Source organism: Albidovulum sp. (assembly GCF_041919395.1).
GTDB lineage: Bacteria > Pseudomonadota > Alphaproteobacteria > Rhodobacterales > Rhodobacteraceae > Albidovulum.
On record NZ_JAYRTX010000103.1, the window covers coordinates 1 to 11,669 of the forward strand.

16 protein-coding genes and 1 pseudogene are annotated in these 11,669 nt (G+C 68.7%); 7 read left to right on the forward strand and 10 right to left on the reverse strand.

Annotated features, from left to right (window positions below; genetic code table 11):
* Positions 1-132: 132 nt before the first annotated feature.
* The 3 genes from ACMUOO_RS14620 to ACMUOO_RS14630 form a co-directional block, all read right to left on the reverse strand.
* Entirely contained in the window at positions 133-396 is a 264-nt protein-coding gene (locus ACMUOO_RS14620) for a sulfurtransferase TusA family protein (protein ID WP_301918381.1), read from the reverse strand.
* Between the two features lie 43 nt (positions 397-439).
* Entirely contained in the window at positions 440-1,135 is a 696-nt protein-coding gene (locus ACMUOO_RS14625) for a hypothetical protein (RefSeq protein WP_367891193.1), read from the reverse strand.
* A gap of 165 nt (positions 1,136-1,300) precedes the next feature.
* Positions 1,301-1,615, reverse strand: a complete 315-nt coding sequence (locus ACMUOO_RS14630) for a cytochrome c biogenesis CcdA family protein (RefSeq protein WP_413855663.1) — start codon at positions 1,613-1,615, stop codon at positions 1,301-1,303.
* 104 nt (positions 1,616-1,719) lie between these two features.
* On the opposite strand from ACMUOO_RS14630, the gene ACMUOO_RS14635 reads away from it, so the two are divergent.
* From ACMUOO_RS14635 to ACMUOO_RS14665, 7 genes and pseudogenes are all read left to right on the forward strand, one after another.
* Positions 1,720-2,088 carry a hypothetical protein gene (locus tag ACMUOO_RS14635; RefSeq protein WP_301918368.1) on the forward strand — a complete coding sequence of 123 codons (369 nt, stop codon included), beginning with the start codon at positions 1,720-1,722 and terminating at the stop codon, positions 2,086-2,088.
* Positions 2,085-2,483: an ArsR/SmtB family transcription factor gene (locus ACMUOO_RS14640; RefSeq protein ID WP_301918367.1), complete on the forward strand. Its 399-nt coding sequence runs from the start codon at positions 2,085-2,087 to the stop codon at positions 2,481-2,483. Before ACMUOO_RS14635 ends, ACMUOO_RS14640 begins: the two co-directional genes overlap by 4 nt.
* A gap of 45 nt (positions 2,484-2,528) precedes the next feature.
* Positions 2,529-2,762 carry a hypothetical protein gene (locus tag ACMUOO_RS14645; RefSeq protein ID WP_367891191.1) on the forward strand — a complete coding sequence of 78 codons (234 nt, stop codon included), beginning with the start codon at positions 2,529-2,531 and terminating at the stop codon, positions 2,760-2,762.
* A gap of 66 nt (positions 2,763-2,828) precedes the next feature.
* Positions 2,829-2,957 (forward strand): annotated as a pseudogene (locus ACMUOO_RS14650) (YeeE/YedE thiosulfate transporter family protein); the annotation flags it as partial.
* A gap of 82 nt (positions 2,958-3,039) precedes the next feature.
* Entirely contained in the window at positions 3,040-3,576 is a 537-nt protein-coding gene (locus ACMUOO_RS14655; RefSeq protein WP_367891190.1) for a YeeE/YedE thiosulfate transporter family protein, read from the forward strand.
* Between the two features lie 185 nt (positions 3,577-3,761).
* Entirely contained in the window at positions 3,762-4,208 is a 447-nt protein-coding gene (locus ACMUOO_RS14660; protein ID WP_301918366.1) for a hypothetical protein, read from the forward strand.
* A gap of 99 nt (positions 4,209-4,307) precedes the next feature.
* Positions 4,308-4,985: a hypothetical protein gene (locus ACMUOO_RS14665; RefSeq protein WP_301918365.1), complete on the forward strand. Its 678-nt coding sequence runs from the start codon at positions 4,308-4,310 to the stop codon at positions 4,983-4,985.
* Positions 4,986-5,009: 24 nt separating this feature from the next.
* Here ACMUOO_RS14665 and ACMUOO_RS14670 read toward each other — a convergent pair whose 3' ends face one another.
* The 7 genes from ACMUOO_RS14670 to ACMUOO_RS14700 all read right to left on the reverse strand — a co-directional run.
* Positions 5,010-5,654: a response regulator gene (locus tag ACMUOO_RS14670; RefSeq protein WP_301918364.1), complete on the reverse strand. Its 645-nt coding sequence runs from the start codon at positions 5,652-5,654 to the stop codon at positions 5,010-5,012.
* The gene (locus tag ACMUOO_RS14675; protein ID WP_301918363.1) at positions 5,654-7,051 is read right to left on the reverse strand and encodes a sensor histidine kinase; all 1,398 of its coding nucleotides are present in this window, start codon (positions 7,049-7,051) and stop codon (positions 5,654-5,656) included. Before ACMUOO_RS14675 ends, ACMUOO_RS14670 begins: the two co-directional genes overlap by 1 nt.
* 89 nt (positions 7,052-7,140) lie before the next feature.
* Entirely contained in the window at positions 7,141-7,575 is a 435-nt protein-coding gene (locus ACMUOO_RS14680; RefSeq protein WP_301918362.1) for a hypothetical protein, read from the reverse strand.
* Positions 7,572-9,644: a glycosyltransferase gene (locus ACMUOO_RS14685; RefSeq protein ID WP_301918361.1), complete on the reverse strand. Its 2,073-nt coding sequence runs from the start codon at positions 9,642-9,644 to the stop codon at positions 7,572-7,574. The genes ACMUOO_RS14680 and ACMUOO_RS14685 overlap by 4 nt, the downstream gene beginning before the upstream one ends.
* Positions 9,641-10,696, reverse strand: coding sequence for a glycosyltransferase (locus ACMUOO_RS14690; protein ID WP_301918360.1), 1,056 nt, complete (start codon positions 10,694-10,696; stop codon positions 9,641-9,643). The genes ACMUOO_RS14685 and ACMUOO_RS14690 overlap by 4 nt, the downstream gene beginning before the upstream one ends.
* A gap of 26 nt (positions 10,697-10,722) precedes the next feature.
* Positions 10,723-11,058, reverse strand: a complete 336-nt coding sequence (locus tag ACMUOO_RS14695) for a hypothetical protein (protein WP_301918359.1) — start codon at positions 11,056-11,058, stop codon at positions 10,723-10,725.
* Positions 11,059-11,115: 57 nt separating this feature from the next.
* Positions 11,116-11,669, reverse strand: a 554-nt coding sequence (locus tag ACMUOO_RS14700) for a hypothetical protein (RefSeq protein WP_413855661.1), incomplete at its 5' end; no start/stop codon positions are given.

Sequence of the window (11,669 nt, forward strand, 5' to 3'; positions counted from 1 at the left end):
CCGAGGGCGAACGTCGCGTCGGGGTCTGGGCGACGGTCGCCGGCGCCGGCAGGGCGTGCTTTCCGGCAGACCCGGTCGACCCCTTCTTCAACGTCAACACGCCCGAGGACCTTGCCACGGCGGAGCGGCTCGTCACCCTCGCGGGCTGAGCCCCCTCGCGGCCCCGTCTCGACCACGGCGGATCAGATAGGCTTGTGCCGCGCCCTCCACGGTGGCCCCGAGGAATTCGTGTCCGGCCTCGGCGCAGAAGTGCGGCACGTCGATCACCGCAGCCGGATCGGTGGCGACGAGCCTCAGCACGGCACCCGGCTGCATCGTCAGAAGCCGCTTGCGCGCCTTCAGCACCGGCAGCGGGCAGAGAAGCCCCGCGGCGTCGATTTCCTCGTCAAAGTCCATCGCCCCGCAATAGGCGAGGCGCGCCGGTCTGTCCATCCGCCGGCTACAGCCCCGCCGCCTCGCGTGCAATCTCGTCGAGGAGCGCCTGCACTTCCCGCTTCGGCCCGTCGGGGAGGTTGCGGTAGCCGACCGCGACCTGCCCCTCCCGGTCGGTAACGAAGACACCGTGGAAACCGGGTTCCCGCCTTGTGGACCGGACACGCCCGCCCGGGTGGTCCGTCATCGGGTAGCAGATCAGGGCCAGGTCGGTGATCAGCAGAGGGCCCTTGGAATGACAGGTCGGCGCCTGCGGCCTCGGAGACGTGAGGACCCACTTCGCTTCCATCACCCAGGTCCATTTCCAGGCGCGGCCATCGGGCATCCGGTTGGCGTAGTTCAACGTCGCCTCGCGGCTTTCGATCTCCTGATCGTACACCCCGATCCGGCGCGGCCACTTCACCCACATGTTGCCTTCGAAGGCCGGCACTGCGAGGCTTGCGGGGCAAGCGGGGCATTCTCCTTCCTCCGAGCGAATTCGGGTGGACCTGGTCGTCCAGGGCATGTGACGGATCATGAAATCGGCGATCGCGTTGACCGATCCGGAGACAACCGGCACCGCGAGGAGAACCAGCATCGCGCCCATGACCTTCTCCACATGCACGAGGTACTTCCGGTTGCGGTTCATCCAGCCAAGGAACGGCCGGGCGCGGACCGCCGCCAGCGCGAAGGGTGACGTCATGCCGAGCCCGTAGGTCAGCACGAACCCGGTCCCGCGGCCGAGTTCTCCTGCTGCGAGGCGATCATGAGGATCGAGACCAGCACCGGCCCACGCAGGCGATCCAGCCGACACAGAAGGCGAGGCCCATGGCATAGGTGCCAAGCGTCGTCGTGGGGTCCGACCGCACTTGCAGCCGCACCTCCCGCATCAGGAACGGGTGCGCAGGATGCCGAGGAAATGCCGGCCGAAGATGAAATTCACCGCGGCCGGGACGTAGGCGAGTTCCTCCCTCCAGGTCCGGAATGCTTGCCCTGCCGCCGTGGCACCGAGCCCGAGGAGACCGAAGATCGTGCTAACGCCCAGCGCGAAGAACTCCGCGGAAACGACAAGCTGGCGCTGCGCGCCGGCCGCGATCGTCCGGTCGGACCTGAGCTCTGACATGGAGATTTCGGCGATGTAGCAACGGTAGAAGGGAACCATGGGCAGGATGCCCCGCGACCGGAAGGACAGAAGTCCAGCCAGCCGCGCATCACTGAGGTTGGGTCCAACGGGACGGCTTCCTCCCTGCCTTGCCCGGAACGCTGAAACATATTACAATGTTTATATACAAACGATGAGGCGTCAACATGCTGCGCGCGCTCGTCCTGGCCCTGACAGTCGCGGCGGGCACGCCGGTCGGGGCCGATGTGCAGCTCCTGATGATCGAGCAGCCGGGCTGCGCCTGTTGCGCGCGCTGGGACACAGAGGTCGCGCCCGTCTATCCCAGGACTCCCGAGGGCCAGTCGGCGCCCTTGGAGCGGGTGCAGCCCAAGGGCCCCTACCCCGAGGACGTGGCACTCGGCCCCGCCCCTGTCTTCACGCCCACCTTCATCCTCGTCCGCGACGGCCGGGAATCCGGCCGGATCGAGGGCTATCCGGGTGAGGATTTCTTCTGGGGCTTGATGGCGCGGATGCTGGCCGACGCGGGAGAGGACCCCGGGAAGGCGGCGCCATGACGGGCTGGCACCGGGGGGGCCGCAAACGAACCGGGCCGCCCGGCGGGACCGGTGACGCGGCCCCCGCAGAACTCAGTGCGGCAGCATGCGGCGCGCCGCGGGTCACGGCCGAGGAACTGACGGCCCAGGCCGACGAGGCGGCCGGATACCTCAAGGCGCTCGCCCACGAGGGGCGCCTGATGATCCTCTGCCACCTTCTCGACGGCGAGAAATCGGTGACGGAACTCGAATCTCTGCTGGCGTCACGTCAGGCGGCCGTCAGCCAGCAGCTCGCTCGGCTCAGGTTCGAAGGTCTTGTGAAGGCACGACGCGACGGAAAGGCGATCTACTATTCCTTGAGCGATCCGAAGACCGCACGGATGATCGGATTGTTGAACGAACTCTTCTGTCGCTAGGGCAGAGGCGCGACTGGGGGGACCGGACCCACGAGGGGAGAGATCATGGAGACGATACCACCGGGCGTGCTCGCCGCGCTGGCAGGACTGATTGGCGGAGCGGCCCTCGGCCTTGCCGCACGGCTGGGGGACTTCTGCACGCTGGGCGCGCTCGAAGCGGCCGTCTACGGCGCCGACCAGCGACGCCGGCGACTCTGGGGGATCGTCCTCGGGGTTGCCATCGTCGGCACATTCCTGGCCGAGGCCCTCGGCTTCGCCGCGCCGACGGCAACCTACTAACACTCGATCGCCTGGAGCCCCGCCGCCTCGATCATCGGCGGACTGATCTTCGGCTATGGTATGGCGATGGCCGGGAACTGCGGCTTCGGCGCGCTGGTTCGGTTCGGCGGCGGGGACCTCAGGTCTCTTGTCGCGGTTGTGGTCATCGGCATCTTCGCCTTCGTGACGGTAACGGGCCTGATCGCTTCTTTGCGGACAGCCCTCTTCCCTCAGGCCGAGGCCACCGGGCCGCAGGGGATCGCCCACTGGCTCGCCGCGAGGACCGGCCTGCCCCCGTTTGGCCTTCGCCATCGTCGCCGGGATGGGCGCCCTCGGCTGGGCCCTGTCGCACGCGCCCTTGAGGCGCCGGCGCGCCCAGACTGCCTGCGGCGTCGCCGCAGGCATTTCGGTGGTCTGGTGCTTCGTCGCGACCACCTGGATCTCCGATGCAAGTCTCGGCGAGATCGGTGTGGAAGGCCCCTCCTTCACCGCGCCGCTTGGTCATACCATCATCTTCCTCATGACCTCGACGAGGGGCGGCATCACCTTTTCCGTCGGCCTGGTCGCCGGCGTTCTTGTCGGCGCCTTCTGCGGCTCGATGATCCTCGGCCTGTTCCGCTGGGATCCCTGCGAGGACCCGCGCGAACTGGGCCGGCAGGTATCCGGCGCAGCGTTGATGGGTATAGGCGGCACGCTGGCGCTGGGTTGTTCTGTGGGCCAGGGGGTGACTGCGATGGCGACGCTTGCCGCCTCCGCCCCCGTGACGCGGGCCGCGATCGCGGAAGTCGGCCTGTTCGGCCTGCGCCAACTCATAGGTGGCTTCCAGCCCGACTGAGCCTGCGCCGCGGCGAATATCAGACCTTGGTCCGATGACAGGCACCGGCCACGGTCGGATGGTACAGCGGAAGTGGTCCGCACCCGACCTGGCGGAGGTCTTTCGCCGATTTCCGACCGGATTTCTTCGTGTGAAGAGGGTGTACAGGGCCGCGACGATCGCGGCAGAACCCGATGGAGCACAAAATGGACAAACTGTTCTACACCCCCGGAAAACTTGCCATCGTCCTTGGCACGGCGGCCTTTCTCGTGGCGATGCCCGTGAAATTCGCCTTCGACGGCGGTTCCGGCCTCGTCGCCCTCAAGTCCGCCCACGCGCTGGCGAAAAACGGCAGCGACGACGACGATGGTGATGACGACAAGGGGGGCAGCGGCGGTCACGGCAGCGACGACGACTCTGGTGACGATGGTGACGACTCGTCCGGCTCCGGCGGCACGACCGGCGGAGCCGGCGGCGGGTCCGACGTGACGAAGATCGAAGTCTCGTCCTCCGGCATGGAAGTGACCTACTCCGATGGCAGCAGGGAAGAGATCGGGAACGGTCGCTATGAGCGCAAGAACTCGGCGGGCCGGACAGTGGAGGAGCGTCAGGCGACACAGGCCGACATCGACCGTCTGCTGGCCCTGCGCTGAGCCTGCGGTCAGACTGAATGCGATGAAACGGGGCGTGGCGCGGCGGCATGCCGCGCCCCCTTCGAGTGAGAAGCCGATGCCAACCGGATGGAGCGCGAAATGCGTTCGTTCCTGATCCTCCTGCTTCTGTCCGCACTCGTCTGGGGTGCGTCGCCCGTGGTGCATTTCAAGCCCGACGGGAAGGGAGGTGCGGCCTTCGCCAAGAGCGGATCGTCGAATGATGACGACGACGACGATGACGACTCGGGTGGATCCGGGAGTTCCGGCTCTGGCAGTTCTGGCTCTGGCAGCTCTGGGCCGGGCGGCTCTGGGCCGGGCAGCTCAAGTTCCGGGTCGGCCACGTCGGGAGGTTCCGCCGGCGCGACTTCGGGCAGCGCCCCTTCCTCTGCGTCGCGCGGCGCCAACACCTTTGGACTCGACGGGATCACCGTCCGTTTCGCCGACGGCCATGTGGAACGCGTCCGCGGCGGTCGGTTCGAAACGCTTGATCCGCGCGGGCGTATGGTTGCAACCCGTGCAGCAGACCGCGAGGACGAGACGCGGCTCAGGTCCTTCGGCGAAATCGCCAAGCGCAGGGGCGGTGGCCGGCAGATCGAGGCCGTCGTCGAGATTGCCGAGCGAGGCGCGGCCATAGAGGTGACGGACTTCCGTGGCTGGCGCGAGATCGTCACCCGGGGCTCCTACGTCGTCAAGGACCCCAAGGGCCGCACCGTCGCCCGGCGGCCGGTCACGGCCGCCGACGTCATCCGCATCCGCGGCATGTTCTCGCTTGACTGAGAGCCCCTGTCGCCAAGCCGCGGGTCACTTCTTCCAGTGCTCGCGCGCCATCACGGCCGCCTCCACGCGATTGCGCACATGGAGTTTCTGCAGGATTGTCGTCATGTAGTGCTTGACCGTCTTCTCCTGCAGGTCGAGTGCGCGGCCCACCTCCTTGTTGCTCTTGCCTTCAGCCACCAGACTCAGGATGTCCTCTTCGCGCTTCGAGAGGTCGTCGAGCGGGTTCTCAGGCCGCTTCGGCCCGCCCTCGCGCATGGCGTTGAGGATGCGGGCGGCGAGCGTAGGCGAGACATAGGACTGCCCGCGGGCCACATCCTTGACGATGGAGACGAGCTCGCGCGAGCCCACGCCCTTCAGGATGTAGCCAACGGCACCGGCCTTCAGGGCCTGCATCACGTCGTCGTCCTCTTCCGACACGGTCAGCATCGCCACCTTCGGCGGGAGAGCACCCGCCATGATCCGCCTCAGCGCGGAGATGCCGCCGCCGGCCGGCATCGAGATGTCGAGCAGAACGATGTCCGGAGCAAGCCGCTGGGCAAGTTCCACGGCCGCGTCCGCGTCCGACGCCTGCCCGACGACGGCGAAGGCCGCGTCATCGGCGAGGCTTCGCGCCACGCCCTCGCGATAGAGCGGGTGGTCGTCGGCGACCACGACGCGGATCTTGTCCATCATGTCCCCCTTGTATCCAGTTCCATGGCGATCTCGGTGCCCGGTCCATCGGTGCGGTTGCGCACCGTGAACGTGCCACCAAGGCTTTCGACGCGGTTCCGCAGGCCCGAAAGCCCGATGCCCGAGAAATCTCCGCCACCTTCCGGAAGGCCAGAGGCGGCGACTGCGATGCCCGGCCCCCGGTCCCGGACCGAAAGCCTCAGGATGCCGCTTCTGAACGACAGGGCAACCTCCTGCGCGGCCCCGCCAGCATAGCGCCAGGCGTTGTTCAGGCCCTCCTGAACGAAGCGGAAAAGGCAGATCTTCACGGCCTGCGCCAAGCCATCGGGGCCGGCCATGTCGCAAGTGACCGTGACGGGCACCCCCGTGCGTGCCGCATGGGCCTCGGCGACGCCACGGACGATGTCGCAGGACGGGCGCGCTTCGATGTCGGGCAGCGAAAGACCCTTCGAGATCGACCTGATCTCGCGGATCGCGTCCTTCACCGCGCGCTCCACGGCGTCGAGTTCGGCGGCGTCCGCCACCTCGCCACGCAAGGCGTCCAGCCTCAGCGCCGCGAAGCCCAGAAGCTGCGCCGGCCCGTCGTGCAGGTCGGCCCCGATCCGCCGCAATGCCTGATCGTTCATTGCCGAGGCGCGGGCCGCCGCGTGCTGGACGCGAGCGCGGAGCGCCGCATTGTGGGCCGACAGCGCCGCGAGATCGTCGAGCCGAGCGGTCAGTTCCGCCCGCTGGCGGTCGATGGTGCGACTGCCGCGCAAGACGATGAGATAGAGCACACTGCCGATGGACAGGAAGGTGACCGCGACGGCGATCCAGGCATTGCGACGCGCCGCGCCCAGGTCCTGCTGGAGCTTGGTTGCGACTTCGTAGAACTCCGCCACGGCGATGACACGGCCCGACCAGGCCTCTCGGACGGGCGAATAGACTTCCAGAAGCGGCAGGCCGAGCGCATTTTCCCCTCGGTCCTCCTCGTCACCCAGATCCTCGAAATCGGCGCGGGTCTCGCCATCGAAGGCGGCCTTCAGGTTGTCCGTCACGGCGAAGGTTTGGCCTATGATGGCGGGATCGGAGGCATGGGCAATGTGGCCATCGGGCTTCCAAAGCTTGAAGGACACCACCCGCTCGCCAAGCGGCGTGCCCGTGAAGACCTCGTCTAGTGCCCGCCGCGCGCCCGGCGACAGCATGTCCACCTCGGCGAGATCCTGGGCGAGCGGGGCGATGATGCTGTCCATGTATTGCGATGTCGCATAGGCGGTGTTGCGGACCACGCCGTCCTCGATACGTGCGGTCACGACCCGGCCGATCAGCAGCATCGACAGGATCATGACGATCCCGCCTGCCAGGGCGAACTGCGCCGCGAGCGAAAGCCTGTTCCAGGAGTTCAGTGATCCCCGCATCGCCCGTCCGGCAGTCTGTTCCTGCCCCGGTTCTAGGGGCGAAGACCGCCGCAGGCTACGGGCTTTGGTCCGATGACCAGGCCCCCGGCTCAGCCGAGCAAGGCGACGTCGGCCGCATCGATGATGAGGGCGAGGGACCAGAAGGCGGTCATCTCGGCCTCCCAGGCCGCGCGGTCGGCGCCCGCGCCCGGCACGAACCGTTCGATCCGGAAACCGAAACGTTCGAAGCCCGTGAAGTCGAGCGGGGTGAGGATGACTGGCGTCACGCCCCGTTCGAGCGCTGCGGCGGCGAGGCGCAGGGCCGCGCGTGCGGGATCGGCGAGCGGCGCGTCGACGCGGATGCCGATCCATGAGGCGCCGGAATCGCCGCGTTGCCACAGGCGGGGAGAGGGCGGTGGCGTTGCGGCAGTCCAGCCGGCAATCCCCGAACCCGTCCCGGCCGGGCCGGGCGCGCCCGCGTCAAGGTCGACCGGCTCCCCCGGTGCAATCCGCGACAGGACCGCAAGCCAGTGCTCGGGCGTCATGGCGCCTCCTCCCCGAGGATCAGGTCGGCGGCCGCGCGATTGCCCGGGGCCGGCAACGTGGCAGCCGACAGCGCCGCGCGCACCTTGTCGGCCTTTCCCGCATCGAGGAAAGTCGCGATCTCGCGGTCGAGCAGCAGCAACTCGTGCGCGAGCACCGTTTCGGCCAGCCCGCGCCCGGACGCGGCGCGGGCGCGGCGTTCCTGGTCGTCCATGAACGCGGCCATCTGCGGCACGAGGATCGCGGGAATCCGGTGGTAGAGGATTTCGTGGAACGAATTGTATCCAGCGGCCGAGATCACGAGGTCGGCCAGAAGGCAGAGCGACAGAGCGTCCCTGGTCTGGACAACGCGGGTCTGTTTCCATCCCGCGATCCCGGGGGGCACCACTGCACCCGGCCAGACCACGACGAGGTTGAGGCAGCCCCTCCGCGCCTCGCTGATCGCGGCCACGGCCTGGAGTTGCGCCGTCCGGTCGGCCGCCACGCCGCCGCCCAGCATTGTGACGACAAGCTCGGAGAAAGTCGTGCCGAGCCGGGCGGCGAGCGTGTCGCGCCGGACCCGCCGTTCGGATGCGTCCGGCAGGGCGCGCTCCTGGACGATCGGCCCGACACTGTGCACCTTCGCCCCCCCGCGGTCGTTGTTGAGTTCGGCAAAGGCCTCGCCCGGCACGATGACGTGGGCGAAGGCGCGCTCGCGGTCGAGCGCGCTGCCCTGCAACTGCCCGGCCTGCCAGAGCCCGCGCCTGATCCAGGTCGCGTCGATCTCCCGCTCATGGATGACGCGCAGGACGGAGTCGAAAACGTAGCCGCCATCGAAGACCAGGCGATCTCCCGGCCGGAGCGCCCGGTGCAGACGCAGGTAGTTGAGAAGGTCGTTGGCGTGATCCTCGGGGTGGTCGGGGCTCTTCTGGACCAGCGGCAGGCAGCCGAAGCCCTCCGCCCGCAGCATCGGAATGCAACTCGGGAAGGCCGCGAAGACCGGCTCCGCCCCGTCGGCGACAAGTTCGGCCGCCACAAGTGCGCAACGCCGGGCGTGGCCGAGACCGACACCGTTCGTCGGCAGGAAGACGATCCTGCGAGCGGCGTCGCCCTCGGCCGTCGGTTCCGTCGCCGGCTCCGCGGCGATACCCAGCGCAGACTCGAGCGGCTCCACCGACCGGGCGATGAGCCAGGGGCTGCGCTGCGCCTGAAGCCCGATCTGCCGGCGGTTCACCAGCACCGTGTGCTGGACGTAGTTTGCGAGCCCGCCGAGGTCTTCGGGCCCCCGCAGCGCCGGGGCCCCCGCGGCCACGAATCCCGCCCCCGCGGTGCAGTCGATTGCGACCCGCCCGGACCGCATCAGGTCGAGCGCGAGCGCCGCCATCCGCTCACCCGGAACGCCGTCGCCGAAGAAGGCGGCGATGTCGGCGCGGGCGGCGAAGGTCGCGGGAGAGAGTTCCGAGAGGCCGAAGATCGAAAGGCCCGCGTAGCGCGTCGCTTTCACCTGCTCCTTGCCCTTGCCGGGCAGGATGACGTGAAGACGGAAGCCGGGCACCTGATCCATCGCCGACAGAAACGGAAGGACCATCGGATCCTCGAGCGCCTCCTGGCGCAAGACGACGAAGAGCTGCGGCGTCCGCTCGGGCAGGGGCCTGGGGACCGGCGCCGCGGCAAGCGGCGAGATCGCATTGGCGACGAGCGTCGGGCCCTGAAGCGCTGCAAGGTCAACGACCTCCGGCTCGCGGCCCAGCGCATAGGCGGCGCGGGACTGCGCCGCGATGGCCGCTTGCCGGTCTGCGAAACGGCCGACGACATGAACCGCCACGCCGGGTCCGAACTGACGGTGTCTGAGGGCCCTCAAGGTATCCTGCCCGATCGTATCGGCACCGATGACGATGACGCGGGTGACCTCGACCCGGTCGAGGTCGGCAAGGAAGCGGGCGGCCTCGTACTTCTGGTAGCGTTCAAGCCGGTCGGGCAGCGTCCGGTCGTCGAGGATGACAGGGTGGCCCCGCGCAGCCAACTGGCTCGCCAGCAGGAGCTTGGCGTCGAAGTGCCGGTCGGTGCGCTCGCCCGCCTCGATCAGGATCATGCCGCGGCCTTTCGGGCAAGACCCGTCGCGGCGGCGAAGCGCACCCGGAACGCCTCCGCCGAAAAGCGCGAGAGCGTTGCCTGCGCTAGCCGGACCTGGGCGGCGTAGCGTTCCGGCTCCGCGATGAACCCCCGGATGAACTCGTCCACCTCCTCGGGCCGCGCGGCCACGACGGCGCCGGCAAATCCGGCCGCCGTCGCGGCGTCGGAGATCACGACCTTCCCGGCGGCGATGGCTTCCGCCAGCACGCGGCCGAAGCTTTCCTGCCATGTGGGGGCGGTGAAATAGACCATGAAGTCGATCATTCCGAAATAGCGTGGCAGATCAAGGCCCCCGAACGGGTGCAGTTGCCAGTGCGTCGCAGAGGCCTCGTCCTCCATGAGCACCTCGGCACCGAGGATGACATTCGTTTCTGCGTGCCGCGGGAAACAGAGGTCGAGAACCGCGCGCGGCGGGAACTTCTCGAACCCCGGGCGCGAATGGCGCCCGCGCCGGTCGCGCGGGGCATCCGTGGGCGGCATCAGGGGAAAGTCGCAGATGTTGAACCAGTCATCGGCAGCCATCGACCAGCCCGGAGGGAGACCGTTTCGCCCGACCCAGTCCGTGACGGTCGTCCGGTTGTGCGCCGAAACGGGTGCGAGCGTCTTTCTCAGCGCCAGTGTGCCGCGGTCGATCCGGTCGAGGCAGCCGGCTACATCGAAGCCATCCGCCCCGCCCGGACGCAGGAAGTTCTCGTGGGTCACCACGATCAGGTCGCGCGCGACGATGCGGCGTCCTAGCGTCTTGTCGAACTTGAGGAAGGCAGGATTGTGCAGGATCACCGTGTCGGCGGCGATGACGGGGGCGTCCCAGGCGGCATCGATCCCCGCGGCCTCCAAGGCGCCCGCAAGCGCCGGCGACAGGCTTTGACCCGTAAACATGCGCGATGTGACGGCATGGACTTCGGGCCGGACTAGCGGGCGAATTGCGGCGATCTCTCCGGCGACGGCGGCGGACGTGCCGCCCGGGAAACGCGGGTCGAGCACGTAGGCGATGCGCGGCTGGTTCGTCATTCCGTCCCTCCGCCGCCGCCCAGCGCTCAGTAGGGCTCGATCCGCCGCACCGTTCCCGTGGCGAAAGCCACGACCGGCGCGGGCGGCACGACAGCCAGAGAGGGCGGGCGCGCGGCAAAACAGTCGATCTGCCCGCGCTCGGTGGCCGCCACGAAGACCCGGAGCTCACGGGCGAGCGCGTCTTCGCCCGTCATGATCGACGGGTTGCTGACAAGATACTCCCAGAGCGCGCCGCAATCCTTGGCAAGGATCAGCGCCTCGATCTGGCGAAGCTGGTCGAGGTCGTAGCCCGCGCGCACCGGCGACGTGCCCGCGAGCATCAGAAGCGCCGTGATCACCGCCATGAGTCTCGGTTCAGGCATCGGGGTTCCTTCCGGTTCTGATCCCAGTTGCGGGTCCTTGCATCACCATCGGATCCCTCACAGATGATCGCCATTGCGCAGCTGCTGCAGGATGCGGGCGCGCAAGGCATTGAGTTCGCGGTCCGCCGCCGACACCGAAGGCTGACCGGAGGCGCGCCGCGTCCGCTGGGGCGCCGCGCCATCGCCGCGCCCGGCCAGCCAGACCTCGATCGTGCCCGCAGGCGGCGCGGGCGAGAAGGCGGTGAAATCGCGCGCCTTCGCCCCCAGTTCGGCGGCCACGGCAACCGCCGCGGCGGCGTCGGCCGCGTGGAAGTAGCGCACGTTGCTCTCGCTGATGGTCAGGTTCACACGGTTCGGTTCGGCCAGCACAAACCCCTCGGCGCCGAGCCCTTCGACAAGCGTCGCAAGCTCCGCATCGCCGATGCTCGAGGGTGCGTTGAGCACCACCGGGCCGGCAAAGCGCGGGCCGCCTGCGGGTGGAAGCTCCGGCGGGCCGGGCGGCGCATCGGCAGCGGTGGCGATGGCCAGGCGGACCAGGGCGGAGTCGTCCGGCGGCGCGAACGGCAGGGCCATCGGGGGCGCATCCGTAGATCCTGCGTCCAGTCGCGGGT

Excerpts from the sequence above, each read along its gene's own strand:
- ACMUOO_RS14620 (WP_301918381.1), bottom strand. The coding sequence starts at position 396 with ATGGACTTTGACGAGGAAATCGACGCCGCGGGGCTTCTCTGCCCGCTG.
- ACMUOO_RS14635 (WP_301918368.1), top strand. The coding sequence starts at position 1,720 with ATGCTGCGCGCGCTCGTCCTGGCCCTGACAGTCGCGGCGGGCACGCCG.
- ACMUOO_RS14640 (WP_301918367.1), top strand. The coding sequence starts at position 2,085 with ATGACGGGCTGGCACCGGGGGGGCCGCAAACGAACCGGGCCGCCCGGC.
- ACMUOO_RS14645 (WP_367891191.1), top strand. The coding sequence starts at position 2,529 with ATGGAGACGATACCACCGGGCGTGCTCGCCGCGCTGGCAGGACTGATT.
- ACMUOO_RS14660 (WP_301918366.1), top strand. The coding sequence starts at position 3,762 with ATGGACAAACTGTTCTACACCCCCGGAAAACTTGCCATCGTCCTTGGC.
- ACMUOO_RS14665 (WP_301918365.1), top strand. The coding sequence starts at position 4,308 with ATGCGTTCGTTCCTGATCCTCCTGCTTCTGTCCGCACTCGTCTGGGGT.
- ACMUOO_RS14670 (WP_301918364.1), bottom strand. The coding sequence starts at position 5,654 with ATGGACAAGATCCGCGTCGTGGTCGCCGACGACCACCCGCTCTATCGC.
- ACMUOO_RS14675 (WP_301918363.1), bottom strand. The coding sequence starts at position 7,051 with ATGCGGGGATCACTGAACTCCTGGAACAGGCTTTCGCTCGCGGCGCAG.
- ACMUOO_RS14680 (WP_301918362.1), bottom strand. The coding sequence starts at position 7,575 with ATGACGCCCGAGCACTGGCTTGCGGTCCTGTCGCGGATTGCACCGGGG.
- ACMUOO_RS14685 (WP_301918361.1), bottom strand. The coding sequence starts at position 9,644 with ATGATCCTGATCGAGGCGGGCGAGCGCACCGACCGGCACTTCGACGCC.
- ACMUOO_RS14690 (WP_301918360.1), bottom strand. The coding sequence starts at position 10,696 with ATGACGAACCAGCCGCGCATCGCCTACGTGCTCGACCCGCGTTTCCCG.
- ACMUOO_RS14695 (WP_301918359.1), bottom strand. The coding sequence starts at position 11,058 with ATGCCTGAACCGAGACTCATGGCGGTGATCACGGCGCTTCTGATGCTC.